General features: G+C 40.0%; 21 protein-coding genes and 2 tRNA genes. 12 read left to right on the top strand and 11 right to left on the bottom strand.

The annotated features are described in order from the left end of the window. Positions 1-55 precede the first annotated feature (55 nt). From oxyR to rubA, 4 genes are all read right to left on the bottom strand, one after another. Positions 56-961: a LysR family transcriptional regulator OxyR gene (gene oxyR, locus GBI16_RS06155; RefSeq protein WP_151706729.1), complete on the bottom strand. Its 906-nt coding sequence runs from the start codon at positions 959-961 to the stop codon at positions 56-58. Positions 962-974: 13 nt separating this feature from the next. Further along, positions 975-1,913, bottom strand: a complete 939-nt coding sequence (estB, locus tag GBI16_RS06150; RefSeq protein ID WP_086208459.1) for an esterase EstB — start codon at positions 1,911-1,913, stop codon at positions 975-977. Between the two features lie 57 nt (positions 1,914-1,970). Further along, positions 1,971-3,149 (bottom strand): NAD(P)/FAD-dependent oxidoreductase, encoded by a 1,179-nt coding sequence (locus GBI16_RS06145; protein WP_151706728.1) that lies wholly within the window; start codon positions 3,147-3,149, stop codon positions 1,971-1,973. Positions 3,150-3,217: 68 nt separating this feature from the next. After that, the gene (rubA, locus tag GBI16_RS06140; protein WP_004694381.1) at positions 3,218-3,382 is read right to left on the bottom strand and encodes a rubredoxin RubA; all 165 of its coding nucleotides are present in this window, start codon (positions 3,380-3,382) and stop codon (positions 3,218-3,220) included. Positions 3,383-3,894: 512 nt separating this feature from the next. Here rubA and GBI16_RS06135 point away from each other — a divergent pair. After that, on the top strand, positions 3,895-4,437 hold the full coding sequence (locus tag GBI16_RS06135) for an adenine phosphoribosyltransferase (protein WP_086208457.1): 543 nt from the start codon (positions 3,895-3,897) through the stop codon (positions 4,435-4,437). A gap of 35 nt (positions 4,438-4,472) precedes the next feature. On the opposite strand, the gene GBI16_RS06130 is transcribed toward GBI16_RS06135, so the two are convergent. Then, positions 4,473-4,979 carry a YqiA/YcfP family alpha/beta fold hydrolase gene (locus GBI16_RS06130; RefSeq protein ID WP_086208456.1) on the bottom strand — a complete coding sequence of 169 codons (507 nt, stop codon included), beginning with the start codon at positions 4,977-4,979 and terminating at the stop codon, positions 4,473-4,475. A gap of 275 nt (positions 4,980-5,254) precedes the next feature. On the opposite strand from GBI16_RS06130, the gene lysS reads away from it, so the two are divergent. Further along, positions 5,255-6,781: a lysine--tRNA ligase gene (gene lysS, locus GBI16_RS06125; protein WP_086208455.1), complete on the top strand. Its 1,527-nt coding sequence runs from the start codon at positions 5,255-5,257 to the stop codon at positions 6,779-6,781. A 68-nt stretch (positions 6,782-6,849) separates the two neighbouring features. On the opposite strand, the gene GBI16_RS06120 is transcribed toward lysS, so the two are convergent. Next, the gene (locus GBI16_RS06120; protein ID WP_151706727.1) at positions 6,850-7,407 is read right to left on the bottom strand and encodes a hypothetical protein; all 558 of its coding nucleotides are present in this window, start codon (positions 7,405-7,407) and stop codon (positions 6,850-6,852) included. Between the two features lie 317 nt (positions 7,408-7,724). Here GBI16_RS06120 and cysD point away from each other — a divergent pair, with 317 nt between their 5' ends. Then, the gene (gene cysD, locus GBI16_RS06115) at positions 7,725-8,639 is read left to right on the top strand and encodes a sulfate adenylyltransferase subunit CysD (RefSeq protein WP_151706726.1); all 915 of its coding nucleotides are present in this window, start codon (positions 7,725-7,727) and stop codon (positions 8,637-8,639) included. Between the two features lie 166 nt (positions 8,640-8,805). Beyond that, positions 8,806-10,422 (top strand): sulfate adenylyltransferase subunit CysN, encoded by a 1,617-nt coding sequence (gene cysN / locus GBI16_RS06110; protein ID WP_086208453.1) that lies wholly within the window; start codon positions 8,806-8,808, stop codon positions 10,420-10,422. Between the two features lie 373 nt (positions 10,423-10,795). On the opposite strand, the gene GBI16_RS06105 is transcribed toward cysN, so the two are convergent. Continuing rightward, the gene (locus tag GBI16_RS06105; protein ID WP_086208452.1) at positions 10,796-11,959 is read right to left on the bottom strand and encodes a sterol desaturase family protein; all 1,164 of its coding nucleotides are present in this window, start codon (positions 11,957-11,959) and stop codon (positions 10,796-10,798) included. A gap of 249 nt (positions 11,960-12,208) precedes the next feature. Between GBI16_RS06105 and GBI16_RS06100 the strand changes: the two genes are divergently transcribed. From GBI16_RS06100 to GBI16_RS06075, 6 genes are all read left to right on the top strand, one after another. Next, entirely contained in the window at positions 12,209-12,730 is a 522-nt protein-coding gene (locus GBI16_RS06100) for a PadR family transcriptional regulator (protein ID WP_086208451.1), read from the top strand. 9 nt (positions 12,731-12,739) lie between these two features. Next, the gene (locus GBI16_RS06095; protein WP_086208450.1) at positions 12,740-13,048 is read left to right on the top strand and encodes a DUF3861 domain-containing protein; all 309 of its coding nucleotides are present in this window, start codon (positions 12,740-12,742) and stop codon (positions 13,046-13,048) included. A gap of 18 nt (positions 13,049-13,066) precedes the next feature. Next, entirely contained in the window at positions 13,067-13,321 is a 255-nt protein-coding gene (locus GBI16_RS06090; RefSeq protein ID WP_086208449.1) for a DUF2798 domain-containing protein, read from the top strand. Between the two features lie 241 nt (positions 13,322-13,562). Beyond that, the gene (locus GBI16_RS06085; RefSeq protein ID WP_086208448.1) at positions 13,563-14,555 is read left to right on the top strand and encodes an NAD(P)H-quinone oxidoreductase; all 993 of its coding nucleotides are present in this window, start codon (positions 13,563-13,565) and stop codon (positions 14,553-14,555) included. Between the two features lie 233 nt (positions 14,556-14,788). After that, on the top strand, positions 14,789-14,986 hold the full coding sequence (locus GBI16_RS06080; protein ID WP_086208447.1) for a hypothetical protein: 198 nt from the start codon (positions 14,789-14,791) through the stop codon (positions 14,984-14,986). A gap of 137 nt (positions 14,987-15,123) precedes the next feature. Further along, positions 15,124-16,026 carry a YafY family protein gene (locus tag GBI16_RS06075; protein WP_086208446.1) on the top strand — a complete coding sequence of 301 codons (903 nt, stop codon included), beginning with the start codon at positions 15,124-15,126 and terminating at the stop codon, positions 16,024-16,026. A gap of 129 nt (positions 16,027-16,155) precedes the next feature. On the opposite strand, the gene GBI16_RS06070 is transcribed toward GBI16_RS06075, so the two are convergent. Both GBI16_RS06070 and GBI16_RS06065 read right to left on the bottom strand, forming a co-directional pair. Continuing rightward, positions 16,156-16,241 (bottom strand) — tRNA-Leu (locus GBI16_RS06070). A 10-nt stretch (positions 16,242-16,251) separates the two neighbouring features. Then, a tRNA-Cys gene (locus tag GBI16_RS06065) sits at positions 16,252-16,325 on the bottom strand. A 152-nt stretch (positions 16,326-16,477) separates the two neighbouring features. Between GBI16_RS06065 and folD the strand changes: the two genes are divergently transcribed. Continuing rightward, complete coding sequence (folD, locus tag GBI16_RS06060; protein ID WP_086208445.1) at positions 16,478-17,326, top strand: bifunctional methylenetetrahydrofolate dehydrogenase/methenyltetrahydrofolate cyclohydrolase FolD; 849 nt, start codon at positions 16,478-16,480, stop codon at positions 17,324-17,326. 262 nt (positions 17,327-17,588) lie between these two features. After that, on the top strand, positions 17,589-18,275 hold the full coding sequence (locus tag GBI16_RS06055) for a methyltransferase (RefSeq protein WP_086208444.1): 687 nt from the start codon (positions 17,589-17,591) through the stop codon (positions 18,273-18,275). Between the two features lie 23 nt (positions 18,276-18,298). Here GBI16_RS06055 and GBI16_RS06050 read toward each other — a convergent pair whose 3' ends face one another. Next, the gene (locus GBI16_RS06050) at positions 18,299-18,727 is read right to left on the bottom strand and encodes a hypothetical protein (RefSeq protein WP_086208443.1); all 429 of its coding nucleotides are present in this window, start codon (positions 18,725-18,727) and stop codon (positions 18,299-18,301) included. 172 nt (positions 18,728-18,899) lie between these two features. Beyond that, entirely contained in the window at positions 18,900-20,219 is a 1,320-nt protein-coding gene (locus GBI16_RS06045) for an MFS transporter (RefSeq protein ID WP_086208442.1), read from the bottom strand. Positions 20,220-20,338 lie beyond the last annotated feature (119 nt).

The following is a 20,338-nucleotide window of genomic DNA, read 5'->3' as shown; positions in this document are numbered from 1 at the left end:
TCAGGCACAAAAAAAGGAGTCATGTTTGACTCCTTTTTTATGCACTAAAATAAGGTTAGTGCAGATCTTGAGTAATTTTTTGCAGGATTTGTAGTAACACATCAAATTCGCTTTGTAACGGGGTGCTTTTACGTGTTACCAAAGCCAAAGTACGGCTTGGTGCGGCTTCAATTTGCTTAACCAGTAAGTCTGGATTGGCTTTGATCATATTGGTACGTACTGCAATTTCTGGCAATAAAGTAAAACCAAGATCAGCCGATACCATTTCAACCAATGTCGGTAAAGAGCTTGCTTTTAAGCGATGGTCATTTTTACGTTCACCAATCGGGCAGGCGCTGAGCGTATGATCGCGCAGACAATGACCTTCTTCCAGTAACATTAAACGCGATAAATCTAAGTCATCTAAATTGTTCGCTTGGCTACTTGGGACATCCGCTTTATTACACACTAAGAATAGGCTTTCTTTTGCAACTTCAGCAACTTTGAGGCCACGTGTATCAAAAGGTAGAGCCAAAACGATCATGTCTAAATTGCCATGTTCGAGTTTTTCTACAATTTTCTCACTTTGTGCTTCGTGCAAATGTAATTGAATTTTAGGCAGTTGCTTATGCACTTCATCTAACAATTGCGCCAAAATAAACGGAGCAATGGTTGGAATAACACCTAAATGTAAATCACCAGTGAGCGGCTCGCTCATTTCTCGGCTTAAACGCATCAGGTCTTGAGCATCTGCGAGTAGAACACGAGCACGTGCAACAACCTGCTCACCTAGGGGCGTTAAGCGCACATTTTGACGATCACGCTCTACAAGTACGCCACCGAGTAGGCGTTCAAGCTCCATAATCCCACCCGACAAAGTCGATTGGGTTACAAATGAACGGCGTGCGGCTTCAGTAAAATGCAGCGTTTCTGACAGTGTAACGAGATATGACAGCTGTCTTAAGGATGGTAATGCAGCCATAGTGTCCTAATGATTATGATTTAAAATGTTGTGCAAATAATTCGCTAAGATTTGGAATGAAGTGCGGTGGGATATCATGCCCCATTCCATCAATTAATTCAAATTTAGCACCCACAATTGCCTTTGCAACGGCTTTTCCGTGGCTAGGCGGAAGTAAACGATCCCGAGAACCATGCACCACAAGGGTTGGTTGTTGGATCTGTTTGTCCAGTTGCAATAAAGAACCTGTACATAATATTGCTAAAAACTGTTGAAGTACACCCGCTGGGTAATAACTTCGACGATATAATTTGCGAGATGTCTGAATTGCTTCTATTTGGTTGTGATAACCTGGTGAGCCTATGATCTTAAACACTTTTAAAGAGTGGCTGACAATTCCTTCTTCATCGGTTGATTCAGGTCTGCCGATGAGACTAAAGAGTTGTTTTGGGAAAGGCGGAGGAAGTAGAGGTTGATTGTTGCTGGTGAACATCAGCCCCAATTTTTTTACTTTTTGCGGATGACGTGCTGCAAGAATTTGCCCAATCATACCGCCCATGGATGCACCAATCACATAACTTTCATCCAAACCTAAACGGTCTAGAAGCAAAGAAACATCATCTGCCATGTCGTATAAGTCATAGGGTGCACCACGGTTATCTAAACCTAAAGCAAAGCGTCCCATCAGTTTAAGTGTGTTTAAACGTGGCCCTTGATGTTTAATTTTTGAAGATAAGCCAATATCACGGTTGTCAAAGCGAATAATACGAAAACCTTGGTCAATCAGTGATTTACAAAAAAAGTCAGGCCAAAATAGCAGTTGCGCTCCCAAACCCATAATTAAAACAATGGTGGGATGATGATCTTCACCACCGATTTCAACATGGAGTTCAATGCCATTACCTAAGTCGACTTTGGTTTCGCGCATGAAGGAGGTATAGGGGGAAAGATTATATTGGAGTGCGCTATTCATTGTTGTCATCCTCACATAAAGGACATTTATTGTTATAAATGTCCTTTTATTTAAACCTTAAACCTGTGCAGGAATCAAGTCTGGAACCAGTTTTGTCAATGCTAAACGTTGTTTTCCAGCCGTCGCACCCAGTAGTACGAATCCACGAAGTGTACCTTGACTATCTAGGGCTTTGGCAATCATGCCATCGTCTAACTCTTCTGTTTCCCAGTTTACGTCAACACCAATTGGTGCAGGTAAAACGGTCAACGGTGCAGCAGGGGTTTTCACTGCAACAGGCATAGCAGGGTAATGTACGGCGGTTTTTTCACCATTTAAGGTTTTTGCAAGTGCGCGAGCTTGCTGCATGATCGGCATAACATAAGGCAGTAGCAACCCGTTCACTTCTGCACAGTCACCTACGGCATAAATATGAGGCTGATTCGTTTCAAGTTGTGCGTTGGTTACGATTCCGCGACTGGTTTGGATATCGGCATCCTTTGCAAGGGAAATGCTCGGTTGTAAGCCAATAGCAGATAGCACGACATCTGCCACTAAAGACTGACCGCTGGCTAAAGTTACAACATAGTCGCCATTTTCAATTTTAGACACTTTTTCAACTGTGGTGCCAAGGACAAAATGTATACCCGTTGCTTCAAGGTTTTCCTTAAATGCACTGGAAACATGTGCGGGTAAGAGACGTCCCAATGGTTGATTGGCTAAGTCAATTACTGTGGTTTGATGACCTGTATGTTGTAAGTCGTTGGCAAATTCACAACCAATCAGACCTGCACCTAAAATCACGACACGCTTATCTGCACGCTTTTCGAGTTCAGCCCTGAAAGTTTTGTAGTCATCTAAGTTATTGACTACTTGAAAATCTTCACTGCCATCACCGGCAATCGCAAGGCGAATTGGATTTGCACCTACCGCTAAAACCAATTGTGAGTAGGGCTGTGTAGATTCCATACCATCTTTAATTAAGGTCAACTGTTGTTGTTCTGCATGAATTTCTTTGACCCAAGTGTGTGTAGCAATTTGCATTTTGAGCTGGGCTGCCATTTTCTCAGCATCGCCCAAAGCAATTTGTTCAGGTGCTTTATTCGCCACAAAGGCATTGGATAAGGTTGGCTTGGCATAGTTAGTCGCATCATCTGCACAGAGCATGAGCAGTTCTTGTTCAGGGTTGAGCTTACGAAATTCACGTGCTACAGCATAGCCTGCCATACCTGAGCCAATGATGACGATGGGATGCATAAGGTTCTCCGGAGATTATTTTAAGGACGTAAAAAAAGACCATGCTGCATGGTCTTTAACATTAGAAATTAGATTTCAACCATTTCAAAATCAATTTTTGACACACCACAATCTGGGCAAGTCCAATCGTCTGGGATATCGTCCCATTTGGTACCCGCCACGATGCCATCTTGCGGCCAACCTTCTGCTTCGTCATAAATCCATCCACAAACGATGCATTGATACTTCTTCATTTGACTCTCCAAAACGCTGAACAAGAAAGGGTTCAGCAAAATAATCCATTAAGCAAAATGCTATTGATCTGACTTTAGTAGCATACTCATGTAATCTAAATTTTTACGCAGTTCTATTACGAATGTAAAGTAAATATCGGAGTTTAATGATTGAATGTTTGAGCTAAAAGCGATGCTAAGGACAAAACGTATCATTTAAAACCAGATTGTATTTTGAGCGTATGCAGAATATAGAGATGAAAATTGCTTAAATGAGGGTATTCGCTTAAGTTTTTATCTCAGTAAAATTCATGCCTTAGACTAAAGTCGGGCTGCATATCTTTCTTTAAATTGCTATTTTATGATTAGATAAATATATACCTAATATTTAATAAATAAATGATATAATTAAAAACAATGACTTATAAAACTTTACTAAGTTTCTGTATTGGAATGTCGGGAGTTTTTGGCTGTTTTTCTGCAAGATTTGCTGTAAAATTCATCTATTCTTTTTCAAATTTCATTGATCTCCTATGAGCAACTTGTCTACAACGCTGTGGTCTCACATTCGTACGGTCCAAGATTTCCCAAAACCAGGTATTTGTTTCTTCGATTTAACGCCATTATTCATGAGTAATCTTGAGCCACTTACAGATGCACTGATTGCAAGTATTCCTGCGGAGAAGTTGGCTGAGGTAGACAGTTTTGTTGCTGTAGAAGCGCGTGGTTTTGTACTTGCAAGCTTGCTTGCACAACGGTTGGGCAAAGGTTTGTTGTTAGTACGCAAGGCGGGTAAACTGCCACCACCAGTTGTAGGCGTTGGCTACAGTTTGGAGTATGGTTTAGATCGCTTAGAAATGGCAGCGAATATAGCATCACAAAAAGTGATAATTGTAGATGATGTTCTAGCAACAGGCGGGACATTAAAAGCAGTGAAGCAGTTGGTGAAAAAATGCCATCATGAAGTATTGGGTGCAAGTATTTTTCTGGATTTACCTGATTTGCATGCTGACTTAGGTTTAGAAATTTGGTCTGTACTAGATGACAAATCTAAGCCAGAATCTGTAGCAGCATAATTGCGTTAAAAAAGCCTTGGATGATCCAAGGCTTTTTATTTATACAAATATTGTTGTTCTAGGTGTTCAATCAATTGATTGATATTTTCAGGTTTCAGTAATCGGTGGTGTCCACCTTCAACGGCTTGTATCAGCATATAATTTTCTAATATTTCCTGTGCCGCATACATATCAATCAGCTCATCGCCGAGCTCCAAGTAGGCGACTTGGGGAACGTTGTGGTCTAGGTCTGTATCATTAATACTTGGATAATCATCACGGAAATCTGGTGCTAAACGAGGATTGGCAATTACACATGGAATTTGATGTGTCAGTGACATTTTCAACGCCCAATATGCCCCAATGCAATGCCCTACAATAATTTCAGGTTTTATTTTCTCAATAATATCGTCATAAAAACTGGCTACAGTAGAAAAGTTCAGATAGCGATAATCAATGTCGATACAAAACTTTTGTTTTGCATCAATCGCATGGAATTTGGTGGACTCACGGGAAGAGTCTAATCCATGCAAAAACAAAATTTTAGATTCGCATCTGCTCATATATTGTCATTCAATCAAAAATTAAATTATTTTATTGGTGGCGAAAAGTTTACTTTTCCACGATTTATAACATTCATTGTAGAGTGATTCATATTGAAAGGAAGTTAGCTTTTGGTCTAAGAAAAAAGCTGAGTATATCGACAGTTAGTTCTTAGGTTTGAAATCAACAGAACAAAGACTTTTTTATATATCGCTTGGTTTTAGATGATGCTCATTCGTCCAGAATTCTGCTATGCTATGCAACTTCCGTTTTTTAATACATATACGAGGCAGAGATGACGCAACAAAACGCTCAATCGACTTCTGAACAAGCCATTTCCGAAAACGATTTAATTGCACAGCGTCATGCCAAGTTAAAGCAGATTGAAGATCAAGCCAAACAAACGGGCACTAGCCCATGGCCAAACACGTTTAAACGTGAACATTATGCGCAAGACTTACAAGATCAATTTGCAGACAAAAGCAAAGAAGAGATTGAAGCAGCCGAGCATGTTTATGTGTCTGTAGCGGGTCGTGTGATGTTGAACCGCGGTTCATTCATCGTGATCCAAGACATGACGGGTCGTATCCAGTTATACGTGGCGCGTAAAGAGTTAGCACCTGAAACTTTAGAAACCATTAAGAGCCTAGATCTTGGCGATATTATCGCGGTGAAAGGTTATATCGGTCGTTCAGGTAAGGGTGACCTTTATGTGCATATCGAACATTTTGAGCTTTTAACCAAGTCGCTTCGTCCACTTCCAGATAAATTCCATGGTCTAAACGATACTGAAGTTAAATATCGTAAGCGTTATCTTGACCTGATTGTGAACGAAGAAACACGTAAGACTTTTGAAATCCGTGCCAAAGTGGTTTCAGGCATTCGTGCGTTCTTAACCGAACAGCGCTTCATGGAAGTAGAAACACCGATGATGCATGTGATTCCAGGTGGAGCGTCAGCGCGTCCATTTGAAACACATCATAATGCTTTGGATATGCCACTTTTCTTACGTATTGCGCCAGAGCTTTACTTAAAACGTTTGGTGGTCGGTGGTTTTGAGCGTGTGTTTGAAATTAACCGTAACTTCCGTAACGAAGGTGTCTCGACACGTCATAACCCGGAATTCACCATGATTGAATTCTATCAAGCTTATGCAGATTATAAGGACTTGATGGAACTGACTGAAAATATGCTTGAACGCTTAGCGCTCGACATTTTGGGTTCAACCGATGTGCCTTATGGTGAAGAAGTGTATAGCTTCAAAGGTCCATTCAAGAAAATTTCGATGTTTGATGCCATTCTTGCGCACAACCCACAGTTCACGCCTGATAATGTCAATGACCGTGAATTCTTAGCAAAATTTGTGCAGGAAGAACTGAAAGAGCAGGTGAAACCAGGTTTTGGTTTGGGCAAACTGCAAACTATCGTATTTGAAGAAACTGTTGAAACTCAGTTACGCCAGCCGACTTTCATTACAGAATATCCTGCTGAAACTTCGCCATTGGCACGTCGTAATGATCACAACCCACACATTACGGACCGTTTTGAGTTCTTTATTGGTGGTCGTGAACTTGCCAATGGTTTCTCAGAGTTGAATGACCCGATTGACCAAGCTGAACGTTTCCAAGCACAGGTTTCAGAAAAAGATGCGGGTGATGATGAAGCAATGCACTATGATGCAGACTTTGTTGAGGCGCTTGAGTACGGCTTACCTCCAACAGCAGGTGAGGGTATTGGTATTGACCGTTTGGTGATGCTATTTGCTAATGCAGCGAGTATTCGTGATGTGATTTTGTTCCCACACATGCGTCATAAAAATTAAGTTTACTGAGACACAAAACCCGCATCTCATTCTCAATGAAATGCGGGTTTTTTTGATGGTTTCAGCATTCAGTGTAAAGCCTTTTGAATCCGAACTTTCATGTCTAATGCTTGCTGAAAGATAAAATCTTTCATCCAGACGACTTGTTCACCTAGTGGATTGGTTTTGATCGCAGTATTTAAAAAATCGAGTTTAGGTTGATTGAAGATTTGCTGTTCAATTTCATGCAGGAGTTGGGCGGATGTGGCATAGAGTGGGCAACTCAATATGAAAAAAGTTTTGGGATAATTATAAAAAGCGTAATTAAGATTAAATGCTTGTTCATCTCCTTTTAAATGCCCAATACCGATTTCATAACTGCGGTCCTGGTTGCTATGTGTAATACCGATCAAAAATTCAAGCTTCAAAATTTTGCAGTCATACTGCGAAAGTCGTAGACCAAATTGCATGCCAATTTGGTCTGTACTATGTTCGTGTTGTACAAAGCTGGGAAAGATCGAGCCTGCTTCATTGAGTGCTTCTTGTAGTATCAGCATGTGGTTATTATGTTGATATATGAACCCAGCCAGTTGAGCTGCGTCTAATTTACTTTTTATCGTTGCTATTGTGAGGTTTGGTCTAGACATAGAATAAAATAAGTAGATGAAAAATTTACTGTAGAGTTTTTAGTGCAGGTGGCATAGCTAGTGCTTAGATGAAATATCAATCACAAAAGTACTTAAAACACTGAATATGACAGGGGAAGTTAATGTAATATCTGCATTTATTTTGAGCGTTGGAGTTGTTGAATAAAACTAATAGGGCTTATCAATTTTGTTTTATATGAGCTTTTTGCATATAAATATAATAAAACAAGCAATAGCGTGCATAACTAAATCTTTATAATGAATATATATTTTTGAATGTGTAATAAGTACACGATTTTTGTGAGTTGGTGCTGTCAATGTCATTAAATGAGGAAAGACTTACTCATCTTAAACAGCTTGAAGCTGAGAGTATTCATATTATCCGCGAAGTAGCTGCTGAGTTTGAAAACCCAGTCATGCTCTATTCTATTGGTAAGGATTCAGCAGTGATGCTGCATTTGGCGTTAAAAGCGTTCTATCCTGCCAAACTTCCATTTCCGCTTCTACATGTAGATACAGGCTGGAAATTTAAAGACATGATTGCTTTCCGCGACAACATGGCAAAAACGCATGGCTTTGATTTGATCGTACATCAAAACAAAGAAGGGAAAGATGCGGGCATTAACCCATTTGACCATGGTAGCTCAAAATATACCGACATCATGAAAACTCAAGGCTTAAAACAAGCACTTGATAAATACGGTTTTGATGCAGCTTTTGGTGGTGCGCGTCGTGACGAAGAAAAATCACGTGCTAAAGAACGTGTCTATTCATTCCGTGACTCGAAACACCGTTGGGATCCGAAAAACCAGCGTCCTGAACTTTGGAATCTTTACAACGGTAAAGTGAACAAAGGTGAAAGTATTCGTGTGTTCCCATTATCAAACTGGACTGAGCTTGATATTTGGCAATACATCTACTTGGAAAGTATTCCATTGGTTCCACTTTATTTAGCTGCAGAACGTCCTGTGGTTGAGCGTAGTGGCACGCTGATTATGGTTGATGATGAACGTATGCCTTTAAGAGAAGGCGAAGTTCCACAAATGAAATCGGTACGTTTCCGTACACTTGGTTGTTACCCACTTACGGGTGCAGTTGAGTCAACGGCAAATACCCTACCTGAAATTATCCAAGAAATGTTGCTTGCAACCAGCTCTGAACGTCAAGGTCGTATGATTGACCATGATGAAGCAGGCTCGATGGAAAAGAAAAAGCAAGAAGGTTATTTCTAACTGTTGATAAATCTCTCCCCTTGCGCAGCAGTGCTGCTCATCTTTTTCTAAGAGAGGAGAAAAGCCCTTCTTTTGTAAAGGGGAAAGTCTCCCTTAACAAAGGGAGATTTAGAGGGATTAAAGAGATTAAAAACCGATTTCTAAAGAATATGTGGAGTTTTGAGCAATGTCTCATCAATCAGAACTGATTAGCCAAGATATCTTGGGCTATCTAAAACAACATGAAAATAAAGACCTATTGCGTTTTTTGACTTGCGGTAATGTCGATGATGGTAAGTCAACTTTAATTGGTCGTTTGCTTTATGATTCAAAATTGATTTATGAAGATCAATTGCAAGCGGTGACTCGCGACTCTAAAAAAGTCGGTACGACAGGTGATGCTCCTGACTTGGCACTGCTTGTAGATGGTCTACAAGCTGAGCGTGAACAGGGTATTACCATTGATGTAGCTTATCGTTATTTCTCAACTGAAAAACGTAAGTTCATCATTGCTGACACACCAGGACATGAGCAATATACGCGTAACATGGCAACGGGTGCGTCGACCTGTGATCTTGCGATTATCTTGATTGATGCGCGTTATGGTGTACAAACTCAGACACGTCGTCACACATATATTGCAAGCTTACTTGGCATTAAGAACATTATTGTTGCGATTAACAAAATGGATTTGGTGGAATTTTCTGAAGCACGCTTCAATGAAATTCAGACAGAGTATGCAAACTTTGTTGCACAACTCGGTGACCGTAAGCCAAACAACATTATCTTTACGCCTATTTCAGCATTGAATGGCGATAACGTTGTCAATAAATCACCAAATACGCCGTGGTACACCGGTGAAACGTTGATGGGTACACTTGAGTCGGTAGAAATTAACCGCAGTTCAGTGACCAATGATTTCCGTTTCCCTGTGCAATATGTAAACCGTCCAAACCTCGACTTCCGTGGTTTCTGTGGTACGGTTGCGTTAGGTGATGTATCGGTAGGTGACAAAATCGTGGCTTTACCATCGGGTAAGTCATCAACGATCAAAGAAATTGTTACTTATGATGGTAACTTAGAGCGTGCTGTTGCAGGTCAAGCGGTGACGTTGACGCTGAATGACGAAATTGATATTTCACGCGGTAACGTACTTGTACGTGCAGATCAAACGGCGCCAGAAATTTCACGTTCAGTGAATGCTACTGTGGTCTGGATGGCAGATCAACCACTGGTGATTGGTAAGCTGTATAACTTAAAAGTAGGCACGCAAACTGTTCCTGCAAAAGTGACCGCAATTAACTACCGTACCAATGTCAACACATTGGAAAAGGTGCAAGTGGATAGTCTTGAGCTGAACGCTATTGCTAATGTTACCGTTGAGTTTGATGCGCCCGTGGTATTTGATTGTTACCAAGACAGCCGTTATACAGGTTCGTTTATCTTCATCGACCGTTTAAACAACGTGACGATTGGTGCGGGTATGGTGGAAGAGTCTGTGGAATGGTCTGCTCATAGCAACCCTGTCACAGCGGAAGACCGTGCTGCACGTTTAGGTCAAAAACCTGCTGCGGTAACTGTATCTGTGAAAGCACTTGAAAATGCACAAGTACTTGAAAACTTGTTAATTCAACAAGGTGTGGTTGCGATTGCGAAAGCAGGTTTAACTGCTGATCAGGTTGCGCTAGTACGTGAAACAGGTGTGGTTGTGGTGACTGACCTTGTAGACGGTACAGATGTCGCATTTACGCAAGATGCGGTTGAAGAGCTGGCTGATAAAATTGTTGAATTGGTTCGTCTTTAATAGATTTGGCTAATTTGAAAGGAACCCACCGTAAGGTGGGTTTTTTATTATTATGTTGCGTGTTTAAAGGTGATCTAAATAAAAAAATGGTTTTTTAACAATCATTTAATGTTATGCAATATCCCTTAGGGCGGTTAATGTGGTAAACGCCAGTACTTGTAATGGAGTAGGTGAGGTGGTTCTGTTGTGTTATTTGGATAGTGTAGGTGATCGAATGGTGAAAACGTTTAAAGTGCGAGCATAGTTTAAATTAGAATTGATAGACTAAAAATAAAAGAGAAAACCTGTAATGGTGTCGGCCTTCTCTTTAGGTACGGCTTATGAATGGGATGAACTAAGCTTGGATTGTTAGATTACCAATCAATTGGCTTTATTAGGGAGATTCATTGCTTTTGTTTAATCGCTTCTTCAACTTATTCACATAGCGTTTAAATGGCCAAGTAAACTGCTTCACAAAGCTGTTAGGAATTTTATAGCCAACTGTGCCATATACACTGGCTAAATGATTGGGCATATAAATGGATTTAAACATCACATCATAGAGGGGGATAAAGGCAGCATAGTTTTTATCAATCGCAGGCTTTTCAGAAGAATGATGCCAGTGATGGAATTCAGGCGTTGCGATTAACCAGCGCAGATAGGGAAAGCGGAAACGTACATTGGAGTGAATAAAAATGGCATGGAAAGAAATAAAGACCAAATAAGCAAATACTGCAGAGGTATGAAAGCCTAACAAGAAAATTGGTAAAGTTGCGATAAAACGAGTCATTAACACTTCAACGATGTGTAAGCGTGAAGAGGCTAGCCAGTCCATTTGTTCGGTTGAATGGTGAATGGCATGAAAGCGCCATAAGAAATTCACTTCATGCATCGCACGGTGCAACCAGTAGGTGGTGAAGTCCACCACAATCAATAACTCAATAAACTGCAACCAGATGGGCTGCGCTTGTACATAAGGCACTATTGGGTTATTGGGAATATGCGTAATCCAATACTGAATAGGCATAACCGTTAAAAACGAAAAAAGCTGAATGCCAATATGGCTAAACATGAAATATTTCATGTCTGTGACCCAGCCGACGCGCAGGATTTTCTGTTCAGTATTTTTTGCAAAGAATCCTTCAAGCGGGATAAAAACCAAAGCAAGGATGATTAAAGTAATAACAAAATAATCAAAACCTGCATAAAACGGTAGCGCAGGTAATATCGGTGCTTTGATTAAGCCACAACCTAAAACAGCTGCCAAAATGGTGATACATAAACCATAAAAACCGTATTTATTCTGTTTAATGATTGCACTATAAGTACCAAAACCAGCACTGATGACAATACCGAACAGCAAGGCGTAGTAAAAAGCATCATAGTGTTTACTATAAAGCGGGCGTAGTTCAGGTGTGGTTAGGACGCTAGGAAACAAAAAACATAAGGCAGCAAAAATACCCAAAAACCCTAAGGACATAGAAAGAAATGCGCTGATCTTGCCTTGCCCAGCATTGAGTTGTAGGTTTTCAAATTTTTTTCTGAGTTGATCTGTCATTGTAATTAATTCTAAGTTTTAAGCTATTGGTCTGCGTTTACTTGAGTGTATAGGCGCAAAGACATAACGCAAATTTTAACGATATTGGGTGTTTACATCAATGAGATCGAACGTATTGATTTATGTTTTAACGCTTAGATATTCAAATTCTTCACTTTTTAATGATGATTTTAGTTTGAAATTTAGTGCTTGAAATAATCTAAAAACATATTAAGATATATCTTAATAATTTTAAGTTGTATCTTATGTATGTCGAATGCTCTTGAGTCTGAAGCTATTGTCGAATTGGACGGATCTCCTGTTTTACGTAAGCGACGTTTATTTGAAACAGGACAAATGAAGCTCTTAGCACTGCATCTTATTTCGTTGGCACCCAAATATGGTTACGACATTATTAAAGACATCGGTGAGATTGTAGGAGGAGGCTATTGTCCAAGTGCAGGAACCGTCTATCCAACTTTGAACTATTTAGAAGAGCAACAGTTTGTTCGCGTTGAATTGGGTGAGGATAAACGTAAGCAATACTGTATAACGGCCTTGGGTTTGCAACATCTTGAGGCTGAGCAAGGGGGGATTGAGAAAATTTTGGTGCGTTTTGATACCCGTAAACAAATTCAAAATAATGAGCAATATCTTGATATTAAACGTGCTATGGAAAATCTAAAAGCTTCTCTACGGCTTAAGATTCAGCATAGCGAATTGAGTCCTGAACAAATTCGGGCGATTGCTGCGGAAGTTGATCGGGCTGCAGTGAATATTGCATGTCTCTAGGAGAATAAAATGAAACAACATCGTTATGAAGTTACACTCAAACATATTGCCGATGCGCAAGGTAACCCGTCTAGTTACACCGATATTTTAAGTTTTAACAGCTATAACCACGACGACATTTTTAAAGTGTTAGAGATGATTCAAAGCAGTCAAATGCTTGATGATGAAGCTGCAAAATCATTTGCTGTTGGCTTAAAGCTATTTAGTGAAGTGATGCTGGAGCATAAAGAGCTTCCATTATTTAAAGATTTCATGCCTCAGTTCGGGCAATTTATGAAGGCGTTAAAACAAACCGTTAAAACGCAGAAGCAAGGTTAATTTTTAATTGGGTCATTTATGTTGAATACGCGCCTAAAAATTCATATCAAACATCTGAATTGGCTGATGCCGTTACTACTTTCAGGGCTAATGAGTGGCTCAATTTCTGCGTTTAATTTATTGTTGAATAAGGGTTTGGTGGATGGCTTATTTCAGCTTTGGTTAAAAAGCTGGAGTTTATCTTGGCTGATTGCATTTCCTCTGATTATGCTGTTTTTGCCTCTCGTCCGTAAATTTCTAATGCGGTTTGTGCATCTGCCAGATCAATCTTAAAACTCAAGTTATTTGGTTGATAAGCATTGTACTTTGAATAAACATGGTTTAGATGATGTTTTAAAGGCTGTTGTTTATGGGCTGAAAATCTTTTTGCTTTGATTCTGATTTGAGCGTGGAATATCACAGCGAAAAATAGTGAATAGACTATACATAAGTACGGTGTTCTTCATTTCAGTTTACTTCTATGATCAAATACGTCGATGAAACTTGAAAAATATTCAAAGCATAGGGAATAATCATGTCACAAACAAAAATGCAGCAGGTCATTATTACTGAGCCGGGCGGTGTGGATAAGTTAGCTTATGAAACAGTGACGATCCCAGAAGCAAAAGCTGATGAAGTTTTGGTGAAGGTGCATGCATTTGGTATTAACCGTCCAGACATTCTACAACGTCAGGGCTTATATCCGATGCCACCTGGGGTAACACAAGTACCAGGACTTGAGGTTGCAGGCGAAGTTGTTGCTGTTGGTACAGACGTTACACAATTTAAAGTCGGGGATAAGGTTTGTGGTTTGACTAATGGTGGTGGTTATGCAGAGTATTGTGTGGTTCCACAAAGTCAAACTTTACATATTCCAGAAAATGTAAGCTTTGTTGAAGCTGCGGCTATTCCTGAGACTTTTTTCACAGTTTGGGCGAATGTATTTCAAATGGGTAAAGCCAAAGCGGGCGAAATTGTATTGGTACATGGTGGAAGTAGTGGTATTGGTACGACAGCACTTATGTTGTGTAAGTCATTGGGTATTCAAACCTTTGCCACAGTCGGCACAGATGAAAAAGTTCAAGCCATTGCGAACTTGACAGATGCCATCAATTATAAGACGCAAGATTTTGAACACGTGATTAATGAGAAAACGGATAATGGTGGAGTTGATGTTATTTTAGATATGGTGGGTGCCCCGTATTTAGAAAAGAATCTAAATCTACTCCGTCGTGACGGGCGTTTGGTCTATATTGCCTTTTTGGGTGGAGCAAAGGCCAAAGAGGTTAAGTTGGGTCAAATTATGATGAAGCGCTTAACGATCACTGGTTCAACCATGCGTGCACGAAATACGGCTGAGAAGGCTGAGATTGCACAAGGTTTACAAGATCATGTGGCACCGTTATGGGCTAGAGGTGAGTGCTTACCGATGATTTATCAAACTTTTGAGTTCGATCAGATTCAAGCGGCGCATGCGTGTATGGATACGGGTGAGCACGTGGGTAAAGTTGTTGTAAAAGTTCTGTAATATTTATATAAAATAAAAAGTAGAGCTGACATCATGTCGGCTTTTCTTTTGCCGAAATTTTTACAAAACAATCAAAATAATATATTGAAAAAATGAAATAATTTACCAAATATTAAAAAATGATAACTGTACGACACAACCTGTCAAAACTGCGGTGTAAATTTGCAGCTAAATTTAAACCTGACAAATTTACGTGGTTTTAAATGAAAAATAAAACAGAGAAGAGGGTGGTCATGAAAATTTTATCGACATCGTACACACATTCACAAGGTTTTCGTGCGCTTAAACGTCTGCATAGATCTGTGATTCATAATCGAGTTTTGCCTAATGACTTGCACAAGCTGTATAAAGCCTTAATTCATTTTGAGCGTTATATCGAACGCTTAGCTCATCAACAGTCGGACTTAAAAAAGAAATTTAAACAAAAGTGATCATTCTGATAAAAACATGAGATAGCTGTAAAGTTGATCATTTTTATTTAATCAATATTATTCAATTCTTTATGTTGAATATGATGAGTGGCTATTAAACTAAAAATACACAACATTGATTGTGCAGCGAGGGCAATATGAAGCGTAAAGCTTCAACACATGAACGCCTTGCGGAGCGTTTAGCGAATATTTTGACTAAATTAAATACTGGGTATCAATTAGGGGTTGCAGAACTAGCACATGAGTTTCAGGTCAGCACGAGAACGATAGAGCGAGATTTTGATCGTCTCAATACATATTTACCTTTACTACAGGATGAAAGCACCAAAAAGTATTTTCTAGATCCTCTTTATCTTGGGCGTTTTAAGTTACAAGATATTCAGAATTTTGCTCAACTTTCAGGAATAACCGAACTGTATCCATCTTTGGATATGTCATTTCTTCGCCATTTACTTGATGAACGCTCTAGCCAAATTTTTTCAGCTAAGGGTTATTGTTTTGAAAATGCACGAGAGTTCTCTGAACATTTTCAGGTTTTCGCAGATGCTATTCATAATCGTCAAAAAATCAGCTTTTTTTATAATGATCGTTGGCGACATGTTGATCCATATCGTTTAATTCACCATCAGGGAAGTTGGTATTTAGCTGCTGCTGTAGGTGATGAATTACGCGCATACCGTTTAAGTAAAATAGACCAAGCGACTTTGCATGAAAATGAGTTATTTCAACATCATCCAGAAGTGTTGATGCAATTAGAACTTAGTGAGGGAATTTGGTTTGGTAAGCACAAGCAAATCGTGAAAATATCTGTGCGACCTGAGGTTGCTTTGTATTTTAAGCAACGTCTGTTATTGCCTGAACAACAAATCATATTGGAGGATACGACGGGCAGCTTATTAATTGCCTGTAAAATTTGTCATGAAATGCAACTTTTACCTTTGGTGCGTTATTGGATTCCATATATCAAAATTATTGAACCCGCACATTTTCAACAAAAATTAGAACAAGATCTACAACATTATTTATTGCCACCATTATAATCATGAATGGCAATATGTTGTTTTAAGAGGGTCATTGTGCTCTCTTTTTTGTATTGTATTTTTTCTAGGCATAAAAAAACCAGCTTAACGCTGGGTTCTTTATATGCACCATACTTAAAAGTATAAGGATGGTGCCCGAGGCCAGACTCGAACTGGCACGCTTTGTGGGCGGGGGATTTTAAATCCCCTGTGTCTACCGATTTCACCACTCGGGCTTTAACAAGATGGAGGCGGAGGTCGGAATCGAACCGGCGTCCACGGAGTTGCAGTCCGCTGCATGACCACTCTGCCACCCCGCCGCGTCTTGTTGATGCGTATATTAGCAAGCTCTGAAAAAAAAACAATAGGACTTTCATTCGTATGCGCATAAAAACAGCATATCGTGAAAAATATTCAAAATAATCATGTATTATGTGCAAAATTGATTCATATCAACACTTGGAGATGTGCCGTGGCATTAGTTTTAGATGGTCGTGCATTGGCAAAACAAATTGAAGCTGACTTGTTAATTCGCGTAGAAGCGCTAAAAGCAAAATCAGGTCGTACCCCAATTCTTGCAACAATTTTGGTGGGTGACGATGGTGCATCTGCAACTTATGTGCGTATGAAAGGAAATGCTTGCCGCCGCGTTGGTATGGACTCGCTTAAAGTTGAATTACCTAAAGAAACCACGACTGAGCAATTGTTAGCTGAAATTGAAAAGTTGAATGCAAATCCTGATGTACATGGTATTTTGCTGCAACATCCAGTGCCTGAACAGATTGATGAGCGTGCATGTTTTGATGCAATCTCTCTTGCAAAAGATGTGGATGGCGTAACCTGTCTTGGTTTTGGTCGTATGGCTATGGGTGAGGCTGCTTATGGCTCTGCAACGCCTGCAGGTATTATGACGATTCTGAAAGAAAACAACATTGAAATCGCGGGTAAACATGCGGTTGTTGTAGGTCGTTCTGCAATTTTAGGTAAACCAATGGCGGCAATGTTGCTTGAAGCCAATGCAACTGTGACGATTTGCCATAGCCGTACTCAAGATTTGGCGAGCTTTGTGAAGCAAGCGGATATTATCGTGGGTGCTGTGGGTAAGGCTGAATTGATCCAAAAAGATTGGATTAAACAAGGCGCTGTGGTTGTTGATGCAGGTTTCCATCCACGTGATGGTGGTGGTGTAGGCGACATTCAATTGGTCGGTATTGAAGAAGTGGCTTCTGCGTACACACCAGTTCCAGGTGGTGTTGGCCCAATGACCATTACGACATTGATTCGTCAAACGGTTGAAGCGGCTGAGAAGGCTTTAGGTTAATTATTTAAAGTAGTCTAATACTTCCTCAAAGCGAGTATTGGATACACGATAACGTCATTCGCTGTTGTTTGAGCTAAGACTTTATTATTTAATGTTTCTGCGACTATTTTAAATAGATGGTGGCATTTAACGAGTTCAGCGAATGACTATGGTTTTGCCTACTTTTGCCAAAACAAAAGTAGGTCTAGCCGAAGGCTAATTCCTCAATCCAAACTTTAGCTGCAAGACCCCGCAGTAAAAGCATAAAAGTACTCAATGACTTATGAGCTGTACTTTCCAATTCCCCAAAGCCCCAGATCATTTACTTCAAGCCTTGCATGAGGTGATTCCAAATTGTGAGCTTTTAGCTCAGCAACTTCCTGAAACACCCATTTCACTGTGGCTCATTCCTCCAGTATTTCCAACCGATAAACTGGATGATGAAATCATTCGGCGTATTTGGAATGAAACGCCATATTGGATCTTTTGCTGGGCTTCAGGTCTAGCAATGGCGCAGTGGTTACTGGCTGAACCACATCATGTTCAGGATAAAGTGGTGTTGGACTTCGGTGCAGGTTCAGGAGTGGTTGCGATTGCAGCCAAAATTGCGGGTGCAAAGCGCGTGATTTGCTGTGACATTGACCAAGTGAGTTTAGATGCTTGTCGTGCCAATGCGGAACTAAATAATGTAGAGCTGGAATATTTAATTGATCTCTACAAAGCAGAGCAAGTTGATGTTTTGTTGGCTGCTGATGTTTTATATGACCAATGCAATCGTTTCTTTTTAGATGAGTTTTTAAAGTTTGCACCAGAGGTTTGGGTGGCAGATAGTCGTGTTAAAAATTTCAGCCATCCGCAGTACATAAAGTTGGATGAACGCAGTGCAACAACGTGGCCAGACTTAGATGAATCACCTGAGTTTCGTAATGTAAGTTTTTATCGAACTTTAGAAACTCAAAAAGGGCAGTAGCCCTTTTCATGAGTCTAAGCGATTTATGAGCAGGTATAGCGTACTACATGTAATGTGCTCGGTCGTGTTTCAAGTGCTTCACGTGTGGCAAAATTTTCACCTTGGTGTAAGTCCGGTGTGTTACTTAAACCAAATGTAGCGCGAGTTTGTCCAATTTGACGACCATATTGAGGCATATCTGCGGCAGTATTTGGAATCTCATTGATACTTAAAATCGTCAATTTATAGTTTTTCTGTGAACCTAAAACCTTTTGGCATGCATGTTGGAGTTTGTTTTCATCCAGCTGCTGATTTTTACGTGCTGCAAGTGTATAAGCAAGCGTAGCACTAGTTCCAGACTGTTGTTCAATTTGATAGCCAACATTGCCATTGTATTGGCGAGGTGTACTTTGGCATGCAGATACTGCTAAAACAATACAACTTAAACCTAAAAATTTATACGTATTTTTCATGTAAAAAGTTCCTAACATTATTCTTGTTCTTAGTATGCCATACACAGGTTTAATTCACGATATTTCAATTGATCTAGTTTGAGTAAAACTTTCCCCTGATAAATAAAAAATGCCTTCATGGAATGAAGGCATTTAGACTTTTAATCTTTCAGATATGCAACAAGCAAAAGGATTAGTGATCGGTAATCATGCTGTGCTTTTTGGTGTCTTTCATGAAAATATAAGTCAGTAAGGATAATCCGATCATAAATGTAATGTAATAAAAGAAATAGTTTTCATGCCCAGCATTTTTAAAACTTAAAGCAACTAACTCTGCTGTACCACCAAAAACCGTATTGGCAATGGCATAAGGCAGGGCAACACCTAGTGCACGAATGTGCGCAGGAAACAGCTCTGCTTTCACGACAGCATTAATGGCAGTATAACCTGTCACAATTACCATACCGCTCATACACAGCATAAAAGCAGTGGTTGGGCTACTGGTTGAGCCTAGGCCGTTAAAGATTGGAATCGTGAACAGTACGCCTAAAACACCGAAAGTAATCATAATGGGTTTACGACCAATCTTATCGGATAGTGCACCAACTACGGGTTGTAACAGCATAAAAATAAAGATGGCTGCTGTGGTAATTTCAGTCGCTGTAGTTTTTTCAAAACCAGAGGTGTTGACCAAGTATTTTTGTAAATAGGTGGTGAAAGTATTGAATGCCAGCGTTCCACCTGCAGTCAGCATAATGACTGTAAAAGCTTGTCGTGGGTATTTGGTAAACAATGCCAAAGCACTTGATTTGGGGCCACCATTTTTAGCTTGTTCTTGTGCATCTTTCGATGATTGTGTTTCAACCAAACCACGACGAATCCAGAACACCACAACTGCAAGAACGGCACCAATAAAGAATGGAATACGCCAACCCCATTCAGACAACTGGGTTTCAGTCATGTTGCGTTGTAAGATAATCAACACGCACAGAGCGAGTAATTGTCCTGAAATGAGGGTCACATACTGGAAACTAGAGAAAAAGCCGCGATGGTTTTTACCTGCCATTTCGGTTAAGTAAGTGGCACTAGAGCCATATTCACCGCCAACACTTAAACCTTGTAATAAGCGTGCAAAGAGCAATAGGGCAGGTGCGAGCATGCCGACACTTGCATAGGTGGGCGCGCAGGCAATAATTAAAGACCCCACACACATTAAAGACACAGATAATGTTAGGCCTGATTTACGTCCTTTGCGGTCGGCATAAATACCCATGATCCATGCGCCGATTGGGCGCATGAGAAACCCAAGTGCAAATACCGCAGCGGCTTGCAGTAATTTGACCGTGTCATCTCCTTCAGGAAAAAACTGGGGCGCAAAATATAATGTAAATGCTGCATAGACATACCAGTCATACCATTCAACGAGATTACCTGCTGAACCGCCTAAAATTGACTTTAAACGTGTCTTTTTGTCGAGGCTTACTGGAGCTGCTTGGGAAGATAAATCAGTCACAAAGATTTTCCAAAGAGAAGTTCGGAAAAATACATCTTTTAACTTTTTGGATTATAAAAGTTAAAACAATATATTTTTAGATTAAACAATAAATTCTTTTTTGTTATACGCCCCTTGTT

It is taken from the genome of Acinetobacter sp. TUM15064 (assembly GCF_008980265.1).
In the GTDB taxonomy this organism is placed as follows: Bacteria; Pseudomonadota; Gammaproteobacteria; order Pseudomonadales; family Moraxellaceae; genus Acinetobacter.
Note: the sequence above shows the minus strand (reverse complement) of the source record. Positions and strands in the feature narration are given on the sequence as shown.

Excerpts from the sequence above, each read along its gene's own strand:
- cysN (WP_086208453.1), top strand. The coding sequence starts at position 8,806 with ATGTCTCATCAATCAGAACTGATTAGCCAAGATATCTTGGGCTATCTA.
- GBI16_RS06145 (WP_151706728.1), bottom strand. The coding sequence starts at position 3,149 with ATGCATCCCATCGTCATCATTGGCTCAGGTATGGCAGGCTATGCTGTA.
- GBI16_RS06075 (WP_086208446.1), top strand. The coding sequence starts at position 15,124 with ATGAAGCGTAAAGCTTCAACACATGAACGCCTTGCGGAGCGTTTAGCG.
- GBI16_RS06100 (WP_086208451.1), top strand. The coding sequence starts at position 12,209 with ATGTCGAATGCTCTTGAGTCTGAAGCTATTGTCGAATTGGACGGATCT.
- lysS (WP_086208455.1), top strand. The coding sequence starts at position 5,255 with ATGACGCAACAAAACGCTCAATCGACTTCTGAACAAGCCATTTCCGAA.
- GBI16_RS06095 (WP_086208450.1), top strand. The coding sequence starts at position 12,740 with ATGAAACAACATCGTTATGAAGTTACACTCAAACATATTGCCGATGCG.
- cysD (WP_151706726.1), top strand. The coding sequence starts at position 7,725 with ATGTCATTAAATGAGGAAAGACTTACTCATCTTAAACAGCTTGAAGCT.
- GBI16_RS06090 (WP_086208449.1), top strand. The coding sequence starts at position 13,067 with ATGTTGAATACGCGCCTAAAAATTCATATCAAACATCTGAATTGGCTG.
- GBI16_RS06055 (WP_086208444.1), top strand. The coding sequence starts at position 17,589 with ATGAGCTGTACTTTCCAATTCCCCAAAGCCCCAGATCATTTACTTCAA.
- oxyR (WP_151706729.1), bottom strand. The coding sequence starts at position 961 with ATGGCTGCATTACCATCCTTAAGACAGCTGTCATATCTCGTTACACTG.
- rubA (WP_004694381.1), bottom strand. The coding sequence starts at position 3,382 with ATGAAGAAGTATCAATGCATCGTTTGTGGATGGATTTATGACGAAGCA.
- GBI16_RS06085 (WP_086208448.1), top strand. The coding sequence starts at position 13,563 with ATGTCACAAACAAAAATGCAGCAGGTCATTATTACTGAGCCGGGCGGT.
- GBI16_RS06135 (WP_086208457.1), top strand. The coding sequence starts at position 3,895 with ATGAGCAACTTGTCTACAACGCTGTGGTCTCACATTCGTACGGTCCAA.
- GBI16_RS06105 (WP_086208452.1), bottom strand. The coding sequence starts at position 11,959 with ATGACAGATCAACTCAGAAAAAAATTTGAAAACCTACAACTCAATGCT.
- GBI16_RS06120 (WP_151706727.1), bottom strand. The coding sequence starts at position 7,407 with ATGTCTAGACCAAACCTCACAATAGCAACGATAAAAAGTAAATTAGAC.
- GBI16_RS06050 (WP_086208443.1), bottom strand. The coding sequence starts at position 18,727 with ATGAAAAATACGTATAAATTTTTAGGTTTAAGTTGTATTGTTTTAGCA.
- estB (WP_086208459.1), bottom strand. The coding sequence starts at position 1,913 with ATGAATAGCGCACTCCAATATAATCTTTCCCCCTATACCTCCTTCATG.
- GBI16_RS06130 (WP_086208456.1), bottom strand. The coding sequence starts at position 4,979 with ATGAGCAGATGCGAATCTAAAATTTTGTTTTTGCATGGATTAGACTCT.
- GBI16_RS06080 (WP_086208447.1), top strand. The coding sequence starts at position 14,789 with ATGAAAATTTTATCGACATCGTACACACATTCACAAGGTTTTCGTGCG.